Annotated in this window: 17 protein-coding genes and 1 tRNA gene; 16 read left to right on the top strand and 2 right to left on the bottom strand. The window is 57.1% G+C overall.

The window, feature by feature from the left end; all coding sequences use genetic code 11:
* From ACQZ63_RS27105 to rpoC, 12 genes are all read left to right on the top strand, one after another.
* Positions 1-98 (top strand): EF-Tu C-terminal domain-related protein (locus ACQZ63_RS27105; RefSeq protein WP_131614796.1); only part of this gene is annotated, 98 nt, incomplete at its 5' end.
* 345 nt (positions 99-443) lie between these two features.
* Complete coding sequence (locus ACQZ63_RS27110) at positions 444-1250, top strand: glycosyltransferase (RefSeq protein WP_113556441.1); 807 nt, start codon at positions 444-446, stop codon at positions 1248-1250.
* 241 nt (positions 1251-1491) lie between these two features.
* Positions 1492-1567: transfer RNA gene (locus tag ACQZ63_RS27115), tRNA-Trp, on the top strand.
* A gap of 184 nt (positions 1568-1751) precedes the next feature.
* Positions 1752-1952, top strand: coding sequence for a preprotein translocase subunit SecE (gene secE, locus ACQZ63_RS27120; RefSeq protein WP_003507689.1), 201 nt, complete (start codon positions 1752-1754; stop codon positions 1950-1952).
* Positions 1953-1973: 21 nt separating this feature from the next.
* Positions 1974-2504, top strand: a complete 531-nt coding sequence (gene nusG / locus ACQZ63_RS27125) for a transcription termination/antitermination protein NusG (protein WP_003519353.1) — start codon at positions 1974-1976, stop codon at positions 2502-2504.
* A gap of 144 nt (positions 2505-2648) precedes the next feature.
* Complete coding sequence (gene rplK, locus ACQZ63_RS27130) at positions 2649-3080, top strand: 50S ribosomal protein L11 (RefSeq protein WP_003519352.1); 432 nt, start codon at positions 2649-2651, stop codon at positions 3078-3080.
* A 2-nt stretch (positions 3081-3082) separates the two neighbouring features.
* Complete coding sequence (rplA, locus tag ACQZ63_RS27135) at positions 3083-3778, top strand: 50S ribosomal protein L1 (protein ID WP_003519350.1); 696 nt, start codon at positions 3083-3085, stop codon at positions 3776-3778.
* Between the two features lie 357 nt (positions 3779-4135).
* Positions 4136-4654, top strand: a complete 519-nt coding sequence (gene rplJ / locus ACQZ63_RS27140; protein WP_003519348.1) for a 50S ribosomal protein L10 — start codon at positions 4136-4138, stop codon at positions 4652-4654.
* 59 nt (positions 4655-4713) lie between these two features.
* Positions 4714-5091, top strand: coding sequence for a 50S ribosomal protein L7/L12 (gene rplL, locus ACQZ63_RS27145; RefSeq protein WP_003519347.1), 378 nt, complete (start codon positions 4714-4716; stop codon positions 5089-5091).
* Between the two features lie 29 nt (positions 5092-5120).
* Positions 5121-5288, top strand: a complete 168-nt coding sequence (locus ACQZ63_RS27150; RefSeq protein WP_153793990.1) for a hypothetical protein — start codon at positions 5121-5123, stop codon at positions 5286-5288.
* 64 nt (positions 5289-5352) lie between these two features.
* Complete coding sequence (rpoB, locus tag ACQZ63_RS27155) at positions 5353-9489, top strand: DNA-directed RNA polymerase subunit beta (RefSeq protein ID WP_013636439.1); 4137 nt, start codon at positions 5353-5355, stop codon at positions 9487-9489.
* A 180-nt stretch (positions 9490-9669) separates the two neighbouring features.
* Positions 9670-13875: a DNA-directed RNA polymerase subunit beta' gene (gene rpoC / locus ACQZ63_RS27160; protein ID WP_003519344.1), complete on the top strand. Its 4206-nt coding sequence runs from the start codon at positions 9670-9672 to the stop codon at positions 13873-13875.
* Positions 13876-13974: 99 nt separating this feature from the next.
* Here the strand turns inward: rpoC and ACQZ63_RS27165 are convergent, their stop codons facing one another.
* Both ACQZ63_RS27165 and ACQZ63_RS27170 read right to left on the bottom strand, forming a co-directional pair.
* On the bottom strand, positions 13975-15099 hold the full coding sequence (locus ACQZ63_RS27165; protein WP_111804927.1) for a helix-turn-helix transcriptional regulator: 1125 nt from the start codon (positions 15097-15099) through the stop codon (positions 13975-13977).
* Positions 15100-15362: 263 nt separating this feature from the next.
* Positions 15363-15656, bottom strand: coding sequence for a hypothetical protein (locus ACQZ63_RS27170; RefSeq protein ID WP_003519341.1), 294 nt, complete (start codon positions 15654-15656; stop codon positions 15363-15365).
* 530 nt (positions 15657-16186) lie between these two features.
* Between ACQZ63_RS27170 and rpsL the strand changes: the two genes are divergently transcribed.
* The 4 genes from rpsL to ACQZ63_RS27190 form a co-directional block, all read left to right on the top strand.
* Entirely contained in the window at positions 16187-16558 is a 372-nt protein-coding gene (gene rpsL / locus ACQZ63_RS27175; protein WP_003507760.1) for a 30S ribosomal protein S12, read from the top strand.
* A gap of 77 nt (positions 16559-16635) precedes the next feature.
* Positions 16636-17106: a 30S ribosomal protein S7 gene (gene rpsG / locus ACQZ63_RS27180; protein WP_003507761.1), complete on the top strand. Its 471-nt coding sequence runs from the start codon at positions 16636-16638 to the stop codon at positions 17104-17106.
* Between the two features lie 34 nt (positions 17107-17140).
* Positions 17141-19240 carry an elongation factor G gene (gene fusA / locus ACQZ63_RS27185; protein WP_003519335.1) on the top strand — a complete coding sequence of 700 codons (2100 nt, stop codon included), beginning with the start codon at positions 17141-17143 and terminating at the stop codon, positions 19238-19240.
* A gap of 66 nt (positions 19241-19306) precedes the next feature.
* On the top strand, positions 19307-19405 hold a 99-nt coding region (locus tag ACQZ63_RS27190; protein ID WP_141681087.1), incomplete at its 3' end, for a GTP-binding protein.

The raw sequence follows: 19405 nt of genomic DNA on the forward strand, positions 1-19405 counted from the left end.
TGATCGTTCCGATCGCGATGGAAGAAAAGCTGCGCTTCGCTATCCGCGAAGGCGGCCGTACCGTCGGCGCCGGCATCGTCGCTTCTATCGTCGAGTAATCTTCGAAAGACGGCGGTTTCGCCGGATTTAAAAATCTAGTTCTAAAACGGCGGTGTCTTCGGCACCGCCGTTTTTTTATGTAAAAATTGATTTTTGTAAATTTATATAGTTGAAAGATTCGTATATTTTTCTAATGTGAAGATGTAATCGGATGTCGTATTTCGATTTATGCTCATAGCGCACGCGCTATATTTGAGGGGTTATAATGTATTCTTCTTTTGAATAATTTCCCCGAGGTCTGGCGATCATTATTCGCCTGTAATGCGTCTGGCGTAGACGAGGCGACATCAACCTAGGCTTGGCTGGCTTGTTTTCATCGGCCAGTTTTCTTCCGAGACGACTTCATGTCCGATTTAACTGTTGTGCTCACCAGCTGCCGCCGTCCTGATCTTCTCATCGGAACTCTCGATAGCTTCTTCTCTACTAATGATTACCCGCTACGAGAATTTATCATTATCGAGGACTCTGACGACGAATCGGTGTGGGCGATTCCGGCGCGGTATCCAGAGCAACCGATCCGCGTCATTTTGAACGGCGTCAACATTGGGCAGCACCGCTCTATCGACCGGGCATATTCGGAAGTGCAAACCCCTTACATCCTGCATCTCGAAGACGACTGGGCATTTCCTGTTTCTAAGGTTGTGGGCAGGGGCATCGAAATACTGAAGCGGGACCCGCAGGTGGCGCTCGTTCAACTCAGAACCGATGACGACATGCCCCGTGACATTCGACGCAAGGCGCAGGCAGTTGAAGATATAGGGTATTGGCGAATACCGCCGACCGCGCATCGTGTCTGGCATAGCTTCACCTTCAATCCGACCGTCAAGCGGTTGTCCTGCTATAAAAAACTACCGCAAGGTTATGCGGGTTTCCGGACAGAGGCGGAGATTAGTATCTTTTATAAGGATCAGGGCGCGATCATGGCGTGGTTGGCCGAAACCGGCGTCAGCCATTCGGGATTTGGCCGCAGCAATTATGGCTTTAAGAAACGCCGTGGTTGGCGCGGTGTGGCGCAAGAACTCGACAGATTCTTTTCGCTGGCGACAATCCGTAAATGGCGGCGTTCGGTGACGCGCAACGTCGCACACTTCAAGCGCAAGTATCGGGAGCGTCAGTTGATCAGGTCCAATCGCAGTGCGCTTGAGCCGTAATAGATTAAAGGTCGGTTGCGAAAGGTATCAAACCAGCGCATTTGGATGTCGCAGAGGGGTTCGTTGAAGTGACGGGCTTGGGGGTAACCGGTTAAGCGGCCGAGGAAAAAACGTGGCGGGGAGGGCGTCAACAGTTTCTTCCGAAAGCGAATAAAAAGCGCTTGCCATTCTTTTCCGTGCGCCTTAAAGGGAACGCATACCGAAGCGGCCAAGTGATTTTCGTGGTCGGCTGAGGTGTTAAAGGGGTATAGCTCAGTTGGTAGAGCGGCGGTCTCCAAAACCGCAGGTCGTAAGTTCGAGCCTTACTGCCCCTGCCACTTTCCATCCGCAAGCGCGGTCTTCGCTGCATGGCAGATGGGTGCCGGTTTTCCGGCGAATTTCGCCGAATGTCGATTTCCTCTTGTTAAAACTGGAATCGGTGTTTATGTAAGGTCAAAACAGACACGCGGTGCGTGGGGCTGATTAGTTCGGCTTTACGCGCCGTAATTGCGTGGGCAGTCAATGGCATCCAAAACCAATCCGTTTACGTTTCTGCAGCAGGTTCGCGCCGAAGCGTCTAAAATCACTTGGCCGTCGCGCCGCGAGACCATGATTTCGACGGCTATGGTGCTTGTGATGGTCATTTTTGCGGCTCTGTTCTTTTTTGCTGCTGACCAGCTCATCGGCTGGGTGCTTAGCCTCGTGCTGAACGTCGGCCGGTAACGGATTGAACGGAGAATAAAAATGGCAGCGCGCTGGTATATCGTTCACGCATATTCGAACTTCGAAAAGAAGGTCGCTGAGTCGATCGAAGAGAAGGCTCGTCAGAAGGGTCTTGATCATCTTTTTGAGAAAATCCTCGTTCCGACCGAAAAGGTTGTCGAGGTGCGTCGTGGCCGCAAGGTCGACAGCGAGCGCAAGTTCTTTCCAGGTTACGTGCTTGTGCGCGCCAACCTGACGGATGAGGCCTATCACCTCATCAAGAACACGCCGAAGGTGACCGGTTTCCTCGGTTCGGACAATAAGCCTGTTCCGATTCCGGATTATGAAGCCGATCGTATCCTCGGTCAGGTTCAGGAAGGTGTTGAGCGTCCGAAGTCTTCGGTTTCGTTCGAGGTCGGCGAGCAGGTTCGCGTTTCCGATGGTCCGTTCGCGTCGTTCAACGGCGTTGTTCAGGATGTCGACGAAGAGCGTTCGCGCCTGAAGGTGGAAGTTTCGATTTTCGGCCGCGCTACGCCGGTCGAGCTGGAATACAGTCAGGTCGAGAAGGTCTGACTGGAGGGGTGAAACCCCAATCGCGTGGAAGGCAAACGGGCTCCCATAGCCGGGGCAGGGCGCCGCACCACGCAACCGCAGCCGCCGGAGCGATCCGGCTAGAGAGAAGCCGGGAAACCGGTTTGAATTGAAAGGCAGAGAGATATGGCTAAGAAAGTTATGGGCCAGCTCAAGCTGCAGGTGAAGGCAGGGTCGGCCAATCCGTCCCCGCCGATCGGTCCTGCACTTGGTCAGCGCGGCATCAACATCATGGAATTCTGCAAGGCGTTCAATGCCGCCACGCAGGAAATGGAAAAGGGTATGCCGATTCCGGTCGTCATCACCTATTACCAGGACAAGTCCTTCACCTTCGTCATGAAGCAGCCGCCGATGACCTATTGGCTGAAGAAGGAAGCAAAGATCACCTCCGGCTCCAAGACGCCTGGTAAGGGCGCCAAGGTTGGCTCCATCACCAAGGCTCAGGTCAAGACGATCGCTGAAGCCAAGATGAAGGATCTGAATGCTGCCGATATCGAAGGCGCAATGGCAATGGTTGAGGGCTCTGCCCGCGCCATGGGCCTGGAAGTAGTAGGTTGATCATGGCCAAGGTAGCAAAGCGTATTCAGAAGATCCGCGAAGGTGTGGATCCTAACAAGCTCTACGTTCTCACCGACGCCATTTCGATGGTCAAGGAACGTGCGGTCGCCAAGTTCGACGAAACCGTTGAAGTTTCGATGAACCTCGGCGTTGACCCGCGCCATGCGGACCAGATGGTTCGCGGCGTTGTCAACCTGCCGAACGGCACGGGCCGTGACGTTCGCGTCGCCGTTTTTGCACGTGGCGCCAAGGCTGATGAAGCCACGGCTGCTGGTGCTGACGTTGTTGGCGCAGAAGAGCTGGTTGAAATCGTTCAGGGCGGCAAGATCGACTTCGATCGTTGCATCGCGACCCCGGACATGATGCCGCTCGTCGGCCGTCTCGGCAAGGTACTCGGCCCGCGTGGCATGATGCCGAACCCGAAGGTCGGTACGGTGACGATGGATGTTGCCGGCGCCGTCAAGGCGTCCAAGGGCGGCGCTGTTGAGTTCCGCGTCGAAAAGGCCGGTATCGTACACGCTGGTATTGGCAAGGCTTCGTTCGACGCCAAGGCTCTTGAAGAAAACATCAAGGCTTTTGCCGATGCGGTCATCAAGGCAAAGCCGACGGGTGCCAAGGGCAACTACGTCAAGCGCGTTGCCATCTCCTCGACCATGGGTCCGGGCGTCAAGATCGAACCTTCGTCGGTTACGGCTTAATCAATTCTCGTGCTTCCCTGTCGGGGAGCGTGATTAAAAGAATTTCCGGCTCTCAGGGAGCCGGAGATTTCCGGGGAAACCCGGAACTCCTGTCCGAGATTGCGGGTGGCCATGTCCTTCGGGGTTTGGCCTTAATCATTCAACCTGCATGAGACGGGTGAGGCTGGATTTGAGGCATCGCAGATGCCTGACTGTCCGGTTCGAACCTGGTGTGCCTGTGCCTGAAGCCGTTTGCGGCGACAGAGCGGGGGACAGGATCCTCGAGCGTCGCTTGGGATCTTTGTAAAAAGGTCCCTTGGGGCAAAGGCAAACCCGACGGGTTCACACTTATGTGGCCCCGTCTACTGGAGACAGACAGTGGAAAGAGCGGAAAAACGCGAATTCGTCACGGAGCTGAACGAAGTCTTCAAGGCTTCCGGTTCGGTTGTCGTGGCCCACTATGCTGGTGTCACCGTTGCGCAAATGAACGACTTCCGTTCGAAAATGCGCGCTGCCGGAGGCACCGTCAAGGTCGCGAAGAACCGCCTGGCCAAGATCGCTCTTCAGGGCACGGAGTCGGAAGGGATGACAGATCTCTTCAAGGGCCAGACGCTGATTGCATACAGCGTCGACCCTATGATTGCTCCGAAAGTCGTCATGGATTTCGCAAAGACCAACGATAAAGTCGTTGTTCTCGGCGGTTCCATGGGCGCAACCACGCTCAACGCCGAAGCAGTCAAGTCGCTTGCGACCCTGCCTTCGCTGGACGAGCTGCGCGCAAAGCTGCTGGGCCTACTCAACGCCCCGGCAACTCGCGTCGCCACGGTTGTCGCAGCACCTGCAAGCCAGCTTGCACGGGTGTTCTCGGCTTACGCCAAGAAGGACGAAGCCGCTTAAGGCGGTTTTTCGCTGTAATTATTCAAACTGGTTCGAACTGAACAAAAGGAACTATCAAAATGGCTGATCTCGCAAAGATCGTTGAAGACCTCTCCACCCTGACCGTTCTGGAAGCTGCAGAACTGTCGAAGCTTCTCGAAGAAAAGTGGGGCGTTTCCGCCGCTGCTCCGGTAGCTGTTGCTGCTGCTGGCGGTGCTGGCGCTGCTGCTGTCGTTGAAGAAGAAAAGACCGAATTCGACGTGATCCTGGTTGACGCTGGCGCCAACAAGATCAACGTCATCAAGGAAGTCCGCGCTATCACGGGTCTCGGCCTGAAGGAAGCTAAGGACCTCGTTGAAGGCGCTCCGAAGGCTGTCAAGGAAGCTGTTTCTAAGGCTGAAGCTGCTGACCTCAAGAAGAAGCTTGAAGACGCTGGCGCCAAGGTCGACGTTAAGTAATCTTGCGATTGCTGGCGGGAAGGGGCTTCATGCCCCTTTCCGTCGTCATCGTTTTAAAACTTATTACCCAAAAGCCGCGTGAAAATGGCTTTTGGGTAATGGGTTCTTCAAGAGAATGGTTCCGAACCGGCTCATCTAGGCAATCCGGCCTGATCGATCCGGGATGTGGAACGAGATTGATGACACCCATTGCTTGACGGGATCGACTGGCCATCGGTTCCCGTCCGTTGCAGGCCCGGATGCAATTTTAAAGGAGCGACGATGGCTCAGACCCTTTCGTTTAACGGTCGCAGGCGCGTACGCAAGTTTTTCGGCAAAATTCCAGAAGTAGCGGAAATGCCGAACCTCATCGAGGTTCAGAAGGCTTCGTATGACCAGTTTCTCATGGTTGACGAGCCCAAGGGTGGCCGTCCCGACGAGGGATTGAATGCCGTATTCAAATCCGTATTCCCGATCACCGATTTTTCCGGCGCATCCATGCTCGAATTCGTGTCTTACGAATTCGAAGCGCCGAAGTTTGACGTCGAGGAATGCCGTCAGCGCGATCTGACCTATGCAGCGCCGCTGAAAGTGACGCTGCGCCTCATCGTGTTCGATATCGACGAGGATACAGGCGCGAAGTCCATCAAGGACATCAAGGAACAGTCCGTATACATGGGCGACATGCCGCTCATGACCAATAACGGCACGTTCATCGTCAACGGTACAGAGCGCGTCATCGTTTCGCAGATGCACCGTTCGCCGGGCGTATTCTTCGACCACGACAAGGGCAAGAGCCATTCTTCCGGCAAGCTTCTGTTCGCTGCCCGCGTCATCCCGTATCGCGGTTCCTGGCTCGACATCGAGTTCGACGCCAAGGACATCGTCTATGCGCGTATCGACCGTCGCCGCAAGCTGCCCGTGACCTCGCTCCTGATGGCGCTTGGCATGGATGGTGAAGAAATCCTGTCGACGTTCTACAGCAAGGCTTCCTACGAGCGCTCCGGCGATGGCTGGCGCATTCCGTTCCAGCCTGAAACGCTGAAGAATGCCAAGGTCATCACCGACATGATCGACGCCGACACCGGCGAAGTCGTTGTCGAAGGTGGCAAGAAGCTGACTCCGCGTCTTATCCGCCAGCTCGTAGACAAGGGCCTGAAGGCACTTAAGGCGACTGACGAAGACCTCTATGGCAACTTCCTTGCCGAAGACATCGTCAACTACTCGACGGGTGAGATCTATCTCGAAGCCGGCGACGAAATCGACGAAAAGACGCTTGGCCTCATTCTTCAGTCCGGCTTTGACGAGATTCCGGTCCTCAACATCGACCACGTCAATGTTGGCGCCTATATCCGCAACACGCTGCATGCGGACAAGAACCAGAACCGCCAGGAAGCGCTGTTCGACATCTACCGCGTCATGCGTCCGGGTGAGCCGCCGACCATGGATTCGGCAGAAGCGATGTTCAACTCGCTGTTCTTCGATGCAGAACGTTATGATCTCTCGGCTGTTGGCCGCGTGAAGATGAACATGCGTCTCGACCTCGACGCGGAAGACACCGTGCGCACGCTGCGCAAGGAAGACATCCTCGCTGTCGTCAAGATGCTGGTCGAACTGCGCGACGGCAAGGGCGAAATCGACGACATCGACAACCTCGGCAACCGCCGTGTGCGTTCGGTCGGCGAGCTGATGGAAAACCAGTACCGCCTCGGCCTTCTGCGCATGGAACGTGCGATCAAGGAACGTATGTCCTCGATCGAAATCGACACCGTGATGCCGCAGGACCTGATCAATGCGAAGCCGGCAGCTGCCGCCGTTCGCGAATTCTTCGGTTCCTCGCAGCTGTCGCAGTTCATGGACCAGGTGAACCCGCTTTCGGAAATCACCCACAAGCGCCGTCTTTCGGCTCTTGGACCGGGTGGTCTGACCCGTGAGCGCGCCGGCTTCGAAGTCCGCGACGTTCATCCGACCCACTACGGCCGTATTTGCCCGATCGAAACGCCGGAAGGCCCGAACATCGGTCTGATCAACTCGCTTGCCACCTTTGCCCGCGTCAACAAGTACGGCTTCATCGAAAGCCCGTACCGCAAGATCATCGACGGCAAGGTGACGACCGACGTTATCTACCTCTCCGCTATGGAAGAGGCCAAGTACTACGTCGCACAGGCCAATGCCGAGCTCGATGGCGAAGGCGCCTTCACTGAAGAGTTCGTTGTTTGCCGTCACTCGGGCGAAGTTATGCTCGCACCGCGCGACAACATTAACCTGATGGACGTTTCGCCGAAGCAGCTCGTTTCGGTCGCAGCGGCTCTCATTCCGTTCCTGGAAAACGACGACGCCAACCGCGCTCTCATGGGCTCGAACATGCAGCGTCAGGCCGTTCCGCTTCTGCGGGCGGAAGCGCCGTTCGTCGGCACAGGCATGGAACCGATCGTCGCGCGTGACTCCGGCGCTGCCATCGCGGCTCGCCGCGGCGGTGTCGTCGACCAGGTGGATGCGACCCGTATCGTTATCCGCGCTACGGAAGAACTCGATGCCGGCAAGTCGGGCGTCGATATTTACCGTCTGCAGAAGTTCCAGCGTTCGAACCAGAACACCTGCGTCAACCAGCGTCCGCTGGTCGCTGTCGGTGACATCATCTCCAAGGGTGACATCATCGCTGATGGTCCGTCGACCGACCTCGGCGATCTGGCTCTTGGCCGTAACGCGCTCGTCGCGTTCATGCCCTGGAACGGCTACAACTACGAAGACTCGATCCTGATGTCGGAACGTATCGTTTCCGACGACGTGTTCACCTCCATCCACATCGAAGAATTCGAAGTGATGGCGCGTGACACGAAGCTTGGTCCGGAAGAAATCACGCGCGACATTCCGAACGTTTCGGAAGAAGCGCTGAAGAACCTCGACGAAGCCGGTATCGTTTACATTGGTGCGGAAGTTCAGCCGGGCGATATCCTCGTCGGCAAGATCACGCCGAAGGGCGAAAGCCCGATGACGCCGGAAGAAAAGCTTCTGCGCGCCATCTTCGGTGAAAAGGCTTCCGACGTTCGCGACACCTCCATGCGCATGCCTCCGGGCACGTTTGGTACCGTTGTGGAAGTCCGCGTCTTCAACCGTCACGGTGTGGAGAAGGACGAGCGCGCGATGGCAATCGAGCGCGAAGAGATCGAACGTCTGGCAAAGGACCGCGACGACGAACAGGCAATTCTCGACCGTAACGTCTACGGCCGCCTGATCGACATGCTGCGTGGTCACGTTTCCATCGCCGGTCCGAAGGGCTTCAAGAAGGGCGTCGAGCTTTCCAACGCCGTCGTCTCCGAATATCCCCGCTCGCAGTGGTGGATGTTTGCAGTCGAAGACGAGAAGGCCCAGTCCGAACTGGAAGCACTTCGCGGCCAGTACGACGAATCCAAGTCGCGCCTTGAACAGCGCTTCATGGACAAGGTCGAGAAGGTCCAGCGCGGCGATGAAATGCCTCCTGGCGTCATGAAGATGGTCAAGGTCTTCGTCGCTGTGAAGCGCAAGATCCAGCCGGGCGACAAGATGGCCGGCCGTCACGGTAACAAGGGCGTCGTCTCGCGTATCGTTCCTGTCGAGGACATGCCGTTCCTCGAAGACGGCACGCATGTCGACATCTGCTTGAACCCGCTCGGCGTGCCTTCGCGCATGAACGTCGGCCAGATCCTCGAAACCCACCTCGCATGGGCATGCGCCGGTATGGGCAAGAAGATCGGCGAGATGCTCGAAGAGTATCGCAAGACGATGGACATCAGCGAGCTTCGCACGGAGCTTACCGAAATCTATGCGAGTGAATCGCATGACGAGGTAAAGCGCTTCGACGACGAATCGCTGGTCAAGCTTGCCGAAGAAGCCAAGCGCGGTGTTTCCATCGCGACCCCGGTCTTCGACGGTGCGCATGAACCCGACGTTGCCGCGATGCTGAAGAAGGCAGGTCTGCATGAATCCGGTCAGTCCGTTCTTTATGACGGTCGTACCGGCGAGCCGTTCGACCGCAAGGTCACCGTCGGCTACATGTACATGATCAAGCTGAACCACCTTGTTGACGACAAGATCCACGCTCGCTCGATCGGTCCTTACTCGCTCGTTACCCAGCAGCCGCTGGGCGGCAAGGCGCAGTTCGGCGGACAGCGCTTCGGGGAAATGGAAGTCTGGGCTCTGGAAGCATACGGCGCGGCTTACACGCTGCAGGAAATGCTCACCGTCAAGTCGGACGACGTGGCGGGCCGCACCAAGGTCTACGAGGCGATCGTCCGTGGCGACGATACCTTCGAGGCCGGTATCCCCGAGAGCTTCAACGTTCTCGTCAAGGAAATGCGGTCGCTCGGTCTTTCGGTCGAACTGGAGAACTCGAAGGTCGAGACCCAGCCCGAGGATCAGCTGCCCGACGCAGCGGAATAAAGATGAGAGAGGCGGGCGCCGTGTTGGCGCCTGCCGGTTCCCCGGCGACCAATGGTTGCCGCGGGACACTTTCGCCGCATTGTGCGGTTAATCCGTATTTAAAGCTCTGGACGGTGACCCGGGAAGAAGCCGGTCCAGATGCAAACAGGGGCAGCAGCTAGCCTCTCAAGGAGACAAGGCATGAACCAAGAGGTCATGAATCTTTTCAATCCTCAGGTGCCTGCGCAGCATTTCGATTCCATCCGGATTTCGATCGCTTCGCCGGAAAAAATCCTGTCGTGGTCCTACGGCGAGATCAAGAAGCCGGAAACCATCAACTATCGTACGTTCAAGCCGGAACGCGATGGTCTCTTCTGCGCGCGCATTTTCGGACCTATCAAGGACTACGAATGCCTGTGCGGCAAGTACAAGCGCATGAAGTACAAGGGCATCATCTGCGAAAAGTGCGGCGTTGAAGTTACGCTGTCGCGCGTTCGCCGTGAGCGCATGGGCCATATCGAGCTCGCAGCGCCCGTTGCCCATATCTGGTTCCTGAAGTCGCTTCCCTCGCGTATCTCGACCTTGCTCGACATGACGCTGAAGGATGTCGAACGCGTTCTCTATTTCGAGAACTACATCGTTACCGAACCCGGCCTCACCTCGATGAAGCAGAACCAGCTTCTGTCCGAGGAAGAGTACATGATCGCCGTTGACGAGTTTGGCGAAGACCAGTTCACCGCCATGATCGGCGCTGAAGCCATCTACGAGATGCTGGCTTCGATGAACCTCGAAAAGATCGCCGGCGACCTGCGTGCCGAGCTTGCCGAGACCACCTCGGATCTCAAGCAGAAAAAGTTCATGAAGCGTCTCAAGATCGTTGAGAACTTCATGGAATCCGGCAATCGTCCTGAGTGGATGATCATGAAGGTCGTTCCGGTTATTCCGCCGGACCTTCGTCCGCTGGTTCCGCTGGATGGTGGCCGTTTCGCGACGTCCGACCTTAACGATCTCTATCGCCGCGTCATCAACCGTAACAACCGTCTGAAGCGCCTGATCGAGCTCCGCGCGCCTGGTATCATCATCCGCAACGAAAAGCGTATGTTGCAGGAATCCGTCGATGCGCTGTTCGATAACGGCCGTCGTGGTCGCGTCATCACGGGTGCGAACAAGCGTCCGCTGAAGTCGCTGTCCGACATGCTCAAGGGCAAGCAGGGCCGCTTCCGCCAGAACCTTCTCGGCAAGCGCGTCGACTATTCAGGCCGTTCGGTCATCGTGACCGGTCCGGAGCTGAAGCTGCACCAGTGCGGCCTGCCGAAGAAGATGGCGCTCGAGCTGTTCAAGCCGTTCATCTATGCCCGCCTCGACGCCAAGGGTTACTCCTCGACCGTCAAGCAGGCCAAGAAGCTGGTTGAAAAGGAAAAGCCTGAAGTTTGGGATATCCTCGACGAGGTTATCCGCGAGCATCCGGTCCTTCTGAACCGCGCACCGACGCTTCACCGTCTGGGTATCCAGGCCTTCGAACCCATGCTGGTTGAAGGCAAGGCCATTCAGCTGCATCCGCTCGTCTGCACGGCTTTCAACGCCGACTTCGACGGCGACCAGATGGCCGTTCACGTGCCGCTGTCGCTCGAAGCCCAGCTTGAAGCCCGCGTGCTGATGATGTCGACCAACAATATCCTGCATCCGGCAAACGGCCATCCGATCATCGTTCCTTCGCAGGACATGGTTCTCGGCCTGTATTACCTGTCGATCATGAACCAGAATGAGCCCGGCGAAGGCATGGCCTTCTCGGACATCGGCGAATTGCATCACGCGCTTGAAAACAAGGTCGTGACGCTGCATGCCAAGATCCGTGGTCGTTTCAAGACCGTGGATGCTGACGGCAAGCCGGTTTCCAAGATCCATGAAACGACGCCTGGCCGTATGCTGATCGGCGAACTTCTGCCGAAGAACGTCAACGTGCCGTTCGACGTCTGCAACCAGGAAATGACCAAGAAGAACATCTCCAAGATGATCGACACGGTCTACCGTCATTGCGGCCAGAAAGACACGGTCATCTTCTGCGACCGGATCATGCAGCTCGGCTTTGCTCACGCTTGCCGCGCCGGTATCTCGTTCGGCAAGGACGACATGGTCATTCCGGACAGCAAGGTTAAGATCGTCGGTGACACCGAAGCCTTGGTGAAGGAATACGAACAGCAGTATAACGACGGTCTCATCACCCAGGGCGAAAAGTACAACAAGGTTGTCGACGCCTGGGGTAAGGCAACCGAAAAGGTCGCCGAAGAAATGATGGCGCGCATCAAGGCTGTGGAATTCGACCCGGAGACGGGCCGCCAGAAGCCGATGAACTCCATCTACATGATGAGCCATTCGGGCGCCCGCGGTTCACCGAACCAGATGCGCCAGCTGGGCGGCATGCGCGGCCTCATGGCCAAGCCCTCGGGTGAAATCATCGAGACGCCGATCATCTCGAACTTCAAGGAAGGCCTGACCGTTAACGAGTACTTCAACTCGACCCACGGTGCCCGTAAGGGTCTTGCAGACACCGCCTTGAAGACGGCGAACTCGGGTTACCTTACCCGCCGTCTCGTCGACGTGGCACAGGATTGCATCGTCAACTCCGTGGATTGCGGCACCGACAAGGGCCTCACCATGACCGCCATCGTTGATGCCGGTCAGGTCGTTGCCTCGCTCGGCGCACGTATCCTCGGCCGTACGGCTCTTGATGACATCGACAATCCGGTAACTGGCGAAAACATCGTCAAGGCCAGAACGTTGATCGACGAAGCCGACGTTGCAATCATCGAGAAGGCTGGCATCCAGTCCGTCCGTATCCGCTCGGCACTGACCTGCGAAGTGCAGGTCGGCGTTTGCGGCGTCTGCTACGGTCGTGACCTTGCTCGCGGTACTCCGGTCAACATGGGCGAAGCCGTTGGCGTCATCGCCGCACAGTCGATCGGTGAACCGGGCACGCAGCTCACCATGCGTACCTTCCACCTTGGCGGTACGGCAAACGTGGTCGACCAGTCGTTCCTGGAAGCTTCGTATGAAGGCACGATCCAGATCAAGAACCGCAACATCCTGCGGAACTCCGATGGCGTTCTCATCGCAATGGGCCGTAACATGTCGGTCACCATTCTCGATGAGCGCGGCGTGGAACGTTCCTCGCAGCGTGTCGCTTATGGTTCGAAGATCTTCGTTGATGACGGCGACAAGGTAAAACGCGGCCAGCGTCTTGCAGAGTGGGACCCCTACACCCGTCCGATGATGACGGAAGTGGAAGGTACCGTTCACTTCGAGGACCTCGTCGACGGTCTTTCCGTTCTGGAAGCCACCGACGAATCCACCGGCATCACCAAGCGTCAGGTCATTGACTGGCGTTCGACGCCGCGCGGTTCGGACCTCAAGCCCGCGATCATCATCAAGGATGCTTCCGGCGCTGTCGCAAAGCTTAGCCGCGGTGGCGAAGCTCGCTTCCACCTCTCCGTGGACGCGATCCTGTCGGTTGAGCCTGGTTCGAAGGTCTTCCAGGGTGACGTGCTTGCACGTTCGCCGCTGGAAAGCGCCAAGACCAAGGACATCACCGGTGGTCTGCCGCGCGTTGCCGAACTGTTCGAAGCACGTCGTCCGAAGGATCATGCTGTCATCGCTGAGATCGATGGTACGATCCGCCTCGGTCGCGACTACAAGAACAAGCGTCGCGTGATGATCGAGCCTGCGGAAGACGGCGTCGAGCCGGTCGAATACCTGATCCCGAAGGGCAAGCCCTTCCATCTTCAGGAAGGCGACTACATCGAGAAGGGCGAATACATTCTCGACGGCAATCCGGCACCGCACGACATTCTGGCAATCAAGGGCGTAGAGGCTTTGGCTTCCTACCTCGTGAACGAAATCCAGGAAGTCTACCGACTGCAGGGCGTTGTGATCAACGACAAGCACATCGAGGTGATCGTTCGCCAGATGCTGCAGAAGGTCGAGATCACCGATGCGGGCGACAGCCACTACATCGTTGGCGACAATGTCGATCGTATCGAGCTTGACGACAACAACGACCGCCTGATCGAAGAAGGCAAGAAGCCCGCTTATGGCGATCCGGTTCTTCTCGGTATCACCAAGGCATCGCTGCAGACGCCGTCCTTCATCTCGGCCGCATCGTTCCAGGAAACCACCAAGGTTCTCACGGAAGCTGCGATCGCCGGCAAGACGGATACGCTGCAGGGCCTCAAGGAAAACGTCATCGTCGGCCGCCTCATCCCGGCCGGTACCGGCGGCACCATGACGCAGATCCGCCGTATCGCCACCTCGCGCGACGACCTCATTCTCGAGGAACGCCGCAAGGGTACGGGTGCAGGCTCTGCGACACAGATGCTGCAGGACATGACGGATCCGGCTCCGGCCGAATAAGGTCAGGTCCAGGCAGGGGCTTTACGAAGCCCCGCCAAAGTTCAGTAAAAAAACGCCCGGAGCAATCCGGGCGTTTTTCGTTTTGGTCGGGTTAGAAGGTCAGATCTGGTCCCTCACATGGCCAGTCCCGTCTCGGGGTTTTTCCTGCTCACCGATGGTGTAGCGCGTCAAAACGGAAAGCCGCCGAACGAGATCGGTCTGGCCCGTACTGCCGGTCTTTGCATAGATAGACTTGGCGTTGCTGCGAACCGTTTCGTGCGAGATTTGAAGTTGCTTTGCCACGGAGGGAAGTGAAAGGCCCTTCAGGATTTCCAGCGCGACACGGGCCTCGCCTTTGGTGAGATCGTATAACCCCTTCAGAAGCGGCGTGACGTCGGCAACGGTGTCCGATGGTTGCGATATCAGCACGATCGCGCTGCCGTTAGGGGATAAATCCAGCGCGTCCTTTCGCAGCGGTATGACGTGAAGGATGCACACCCTGTCTTCGCTTGTCGGCAGGGGTAGGGAACTGACACTGCCGCCGGCGAGCGCCTTGTAGAGCAGCCGGTTTATTCTCTCGTCCAAGATCAAGATCCTGTCGCGGGCGCGGGTGGAAATACACTTTTTGGTCGCCTCGAACAGGTTGTTTGTGGAAAGAACGCGTCCGCTTGCCTGGAGCACCGCCGCCGGCGCACCGATGGCGTTGAGGCCGAGCGTGATGGCATCTGCTTTCTGGCGTTGCAGCCCTGTTGCGAGGGTGAGGCTGCGGGCGATATGCGGCCTCAGCCGGCCAAGTGCCGCCATGGTTTCCGGACCAATGATTCCTCTGTCGAGCTTGCGTTCGAATAGGAGAGTCATTTCGGGATGATCCGGCGGCGCAACCTGCGTTGCCACCCCATATCCCAGTCCACGCGGCATCAGGAAATCGCGCACGATTGGCAGCCCCGCCCATTCGTCAGGGGTAAATATATCGAAATCATGCACGAAGGAAAATTGGCCCTCGCGGACAGCGCGTGTGAGGCGATCGTTGCGGTGGTTCCAGCCGCCCTTCATGAAGGCTTGCATAAGCTCCTGGAAATTGGGCGGATAGAGCCATGCTTCATCCTCGCCTTTGCCCCAGGTGAGCGCGCCGCCCCAGAAATCGAGCCGTTGGCCGATTGCGGCTATCACGTTCGCCCAGCGATCGGGAAACAGTGCTGCCTCGTAAATGTCATCTATAATGTCTGCCGAAGATATATTATCCAACCCGCCACCGAAATCATGCGTCGGGATCAATTTAATCTTATATCTTCGTATATTTCAACGGAAATACAAATAATACTATTATATTTAAAGTATATAATCTATCAGTGACTTAATATATTGAAATTTACCAAGGTCTTTTGCAGGAAAAGGTGGCTGCACGCAAGATTTCGGCCTTGGCATCAAGTCCTGGAAGACAACCGCCCTGGTGTGGGCGGGTGCCGTTTTATCGGTGGCGGCGCATTTGTCGCGGTGAGGGCGGTCCCTCAGGCGAAACGGATGATGGCGACTTCGCCCTCCAGGGCGCCCTGATAGGCGGAAGCGTGCGGCTCTTCGTCCGGAACTTCAGTCAGCATGCCGATCTGGTCGAGGTCGGCTTCGATGAAACCTTCCTCCGAAAGCGCGTTCAGCGTTTCGCGTACGGCGGTGTCGTCGTCCGGCGCCCGCAGAATGACGTGGATGTCGATGCCTTCGGAATTGTCGTGTTCGTAGGCCTTGCCGATGACGATGAAGACCATCGGCTCGTCGCGTCCGTTGTCGTTGTCGGGGAGGTTGGTCATGACGCGGTTCCTTGATATGTCGTTGTGGAGTATGCGGGCCGGACGGAATCGGTCTTGCGCGCGGCGGTGCCAGCTCCGGCCCGCTTGAGGGAATCAATAGACGGATTTTGTGAAAAGCCAAAGGCCGGAGGTCAAAATCGCTGTTGCCGGCTGCGACTTATGTTAGAAGGAGAGGGCAAAGGGCCTGTGCGCAGGCTTTGTGGCCGCGGGTGCCAGCGCAAAATGCGGATTCGCCCTTGACGAAAGCTGGCTAAAACAGTAGTACGCCCGCCATCGGAGCCTCTATCTGTGCTGGCCGTTCGGAAACGTTTTTCCCGGACATCATCTCAAATGAAGCTTCATTGCACGTAGAAGACACGAATGTTGCACGCAAGACGCCTCATCCGGCGTCCTCTGCTCTTGGTGGTCCATCCGTGAAAACGGATCGGGCCACGTTTTGCGCATGAGGATATATGCGTGCTTCGTCGCCGGAAACGGCATAGCCGCCACCCGTGAGGGTGGCTAAAGTAGTTTTTGCAAGGGATGGTTATATGCCTACCGTAAACCAGCTGATCCGTAAGCCCCGCCAGGCACAGGTAAAGCGCAACAAGGTTCCTGCACTTCAGGAAAACCCGCAGAAGCGTGGTGTTTGCACCCGCGTTTACACGACGACCCCGAAGAAGCCGAACTCGGCTCTGCGTAAGGTTGCCAAGATCCGTCTCACCAACGGCTTCGAAGTCATCGGCTACATTCCCGGCGAAGGTCACAACCTTCAGGAACACTCCGTGGTCATGATCCGCGGCGGCCGCGTAAAGGACTTGCCGGGTGTGCGTTACCACATCATCCGCGGTGTTCTCGATACCCAGGGCGTCAAGAACCGCAAGCAGCGCCGTTCGAAGTACGGTGCAAAGCGTCCGAAGTAATTTTCGGCAACAACAATCAGGCGCTGCGCGAGGTTCTCCGCGTGGTTTAGCGTCAATAACATTGAGAGACAAAGAATATGTCCCGTCGCCATAGTGCAGAAAAGCGTGAGATCAACCCGGACCCGAAGTTCGGCGATCTGGTCGTCACCAAGTTCATGAATGCCATCATGCTTCACGGCAAGAAGTCCGTCGCGGAAAGCATCGTTTACGGCGCGTTCGACGTCGTTCAGGGCAAGACGAAGCAGGAGCCGCTCGGCGTGTTCCACTCCGCCCTCGACAACGTTGCTCCGCACGTTGAAGTGCGTTCGCGTCGCGTTGGCGGTGCTACGTATCAGGTCCCGGTCGACGTTCGTCCGGAGCGCCGTCAGGCTCTCGCCATCCGCTGGCTGATCACTGCTGCTCGCAAGCGTAACGAAACGACCATGGTCGATCGCCTTTCCGGCGAACTCATGGACGCTGCGAACAACCGCGGTTCCGCCGTCAAGAAGCGTGAAGACACGCACAAGATGGCCGACGCAAACCGCGCATTCTCGCATTACCGCTGGTAATCTTAAACGGTCGCATATCGAAAGGCAGTCCATTATGGCTCGCGAATATAAAATCGAAGACTACCGCAATTTCGGTATCATGGCGCATATCGACGCCGGTAAGACGACGACCACCGAGCGTATTCTTTATTACACCGGTAAGTCGCACAAGATCGGCGAAGTTCATGATGGCGCTGCCACGATGGACTGGATGGAACAGGAGCAGGAACGTGGTATCACCATCACGTCCGCTGCGACCACGACCTTCTGGAAGGGTCGCGATGGCAAGATGCGCCGTTTCAACATCATCGACACCCCCGGCCACGTTGACTTCACCATTGAAGTCGAGCGTTCGCTGCGCGTTCTCGACGGTGCCATCGCTCTTCTCGACGCCAACGCCGGTGTAGAGCCGCAGACGGAAACCGTCTGGCGTCAGGCTGAGAAGTACAACGTTCCGCGTATGATCTTCTGCAACAAGATGGACAAGACCGGTGCTGACTTCTACCGCTCGGTAGAAATGATCAAGACCCGTCTCGGCGCTACCGCCGTTGTCATGCAGCTGCCGATCGGCGCTGAGACCGAGTTCAAGGGCGTTATCGACCTGATCGAGATGAACGCACTCATCTGGCGCGACGAATCGCTCGGCGCTCAGTGGGACGTCGTCGAAATTCCTGAAGACATGAAGGCCAAGGCTGAAGAATATCGCGAAAAGCTGATCGAGACCGTTGTCGAGATCGACGAAGAAGCGATGGAAGACTACCTGAACGGCATCATGCCAGACAACGAGAAGATCCGTTCGCTCGTTCGCCGCGGCACCATCGACGTGAAGTTCCACCCGATGTTCTGCGGTACCGCGTTCAAGAACAAGGGCGTTCAGCCGCTTCTCGACGCCGTCGTCGACTACCTGCCTTCGCCGCTGGACATTCCCGCGATCAAGGGCATCGACTTCAAGACCGAAGCCGAAATCGAGCGTCATGCCGATGACAGCGAGCCGCTTTCCATGCTCGCGTTCAAGATCATGAACGACCCCTTCGTCGGTTCGCTGACCTTCGCCCGCATCTACTCCGGCAAGCTCGAAAAGGGCACGTCGGTCATCAACACGGTCAAGGACAAGCGCGAGCGCGTCGGCCGTATGCTGCAGATGCATTCCAACAGCCGTGAAGACATCGAAGAAGCCTTTGCCGGCGACATCGTTGCTCTGGCTGGCCTCAAGGAAACCACCACTGGCGATACGCTCTGCGATCCGCTGAAGCCGGTTATCCTCGAGCGCATGGAATTCCCCGAGCCGGTCATCCAGATCGCCATCGAGCCGAAGACCAAGGGCGACCAGGAAAAGATGGGCCTGGCGCTCAACCGCCTGGCTGCTGAAGACCCTTCGTTCCGCGTCAAGACGGATGAAGAATCCGGTCAGACGATCATCGCAGGCATGGGCGAACTTCACCTCGACATCCTCGTTGACCGTATGCGTCGCGAGTTCAAGGTTGAAGCAACCGTCGGTGCTCCGCAGGTTGCCTACCGCGAAACCATCACGCGTCAGCACGAAGAAGACTACACGCACAAGAAGCAGTCCGGTGGTACCGGTCAGTTTGCTCGCGTGAAGATCATCTTCGAACCGAACCCTGAAGGCGAAGAATTCAAGTTCGAATCCAAGATCGTCGGCGGTGCTGTTCCGAAGGAATACATCCCGGGCGTTCAGAAGGGTATCGAAAGCGTTCTGTCTTCCGGTCCGCTCGCTGGCTTCCCGATGCTGGGCGTCAAGGCGACCCTGATCGACGGCGCATACCACGATGTCGACTCCTCGGTTCTGGCGTTCGAAATCGCATCGCGTGCCTGCTTCCGTGAAGCAGCAAAGAAGGCTGGTGCACAGCTTCTCGAGCCGATGATGAAGGTCGAAGTCGTCACCCCTGAAGATTACGTCGGTGACGTGATCGGCGATCTGAACTCGCGTCGCGGTCAGATCCAGGGTCAGGAATCGCGTGGCATCACCATCGTGATCAGCGCACACGTTCCGCTCGCGAACATGTTCAAGTACGTCGACAACCTGCGCTCCATGTCGCAGGGCCGCGCGCAGTACTCGATGACGTTCGATCACTATTCGCCGGTTCCGTCGAACGTGGCGCAGGAAATCCAGGCAAAGTACTCCGGTCAGAAGTGATCGGGGTACGCCCCATCAGAGATTTGAAGATTATTCCCCTCAAGGGACAAGAATGGAGAGCCACTAATGGCAAAGAGCAAGTTTGAGCGCAATAAGCCGCACGTCAACATTGGCACGATCGGTCACGTCGACCACGGCAAGACGTCGTTGACTGCTGCGATCACG

It is taken from the genome of Agrobacterium sp. CG160-95 (genome assembly GCF_053521725.1).

Bases quoted from the DNA above. Each gene is read 5' to 3' on its own strand.
- rpoB (WP_013636439.1), top strand. From the start codon at position 5,353: ATGGCTCAGACCCTTTCGTTTAACGGTCGCAGGCGCGTACGCAAGTTT.
- rplA (WP_003519350.1), top strand. From the start codon at position 3,083: ATGGCCAAGGTAGCAAAGCGTATTCAGAAGATCCGCGAAGGTGTGGAT.
- fusA (WP_003519335.1), top strand. From the start codon at position 17,141: ATGGCTCGCGAATATAAAATCGAAGACTACCGCAATTTCGGTATCATG.
- rpsG (WP_003507761.1), top strand. From the start codon at position 16,636: ATGTCCCGTCGCCATAGTGCAGAAAAGCGTGAGATCAACCCGGACCCG.
- ACQZ63_RS27170 (WP_003519341.1), bottom strand. From the start codon at position 15,656: ATGACCAACCTCCCCGACAACGACAACGGACGCGACGAGCCGATGGTC.
- nusG (WP_003519353.1), top strand. From the start codon at position 1,974: ATGGCAGCGCGCTGGTATATCGTTCACGCATATTCGAACTTCGAAAAG.
- rplK (WP_003519352.1), top strand. From the start codon at position 2,649: ATGGCTAAGAAAGTTATGGGCCAGCTCAAGCTGCAGGTGAAGGCAGGG.
- secE (WP_003507689.1), top strand. From the start codon at position 1,752: ATGGCATCCAAAACCAATCCGTTTACGTTTCTGCAGCAGGTTCGCGCC.
- rplL (WP_003519347.1), top strand. From the start codon at position 4,714: ATGGCTGATCTCGCAAAGATCGTTGAAGACCTCTCCACCCTGACCGTT.
- ACQZ63_RS27150 (WP_153793990.1), top strand. From the start codon at position 5,121: ATGCCCCTTTCCGTCGTCATCGTTTTAAAACTTATTACCCAAAAGCCG.
- ACQZ63_RS27110 (WP_113556441.1), top strand. From the start codon at position 444: ATGTCCGATTTAACTGTTGTGCTCACCAGCTGCCGCCGTCCTGATCTT.
- rpsL (WP_003507760.1), top strand. From the start codon at position 16,187: ATGCCTACCGTAAACCAGCTGATCCGTAAGCCCCGCCAGGCACAGGTA.
- rpoC (WP_003519344.1), top strand. From the start codon at position 9,670: ATGAACCAAGAGGTCATGAATCTTTTCAATCCTCAGGTGCCTGCGCAG.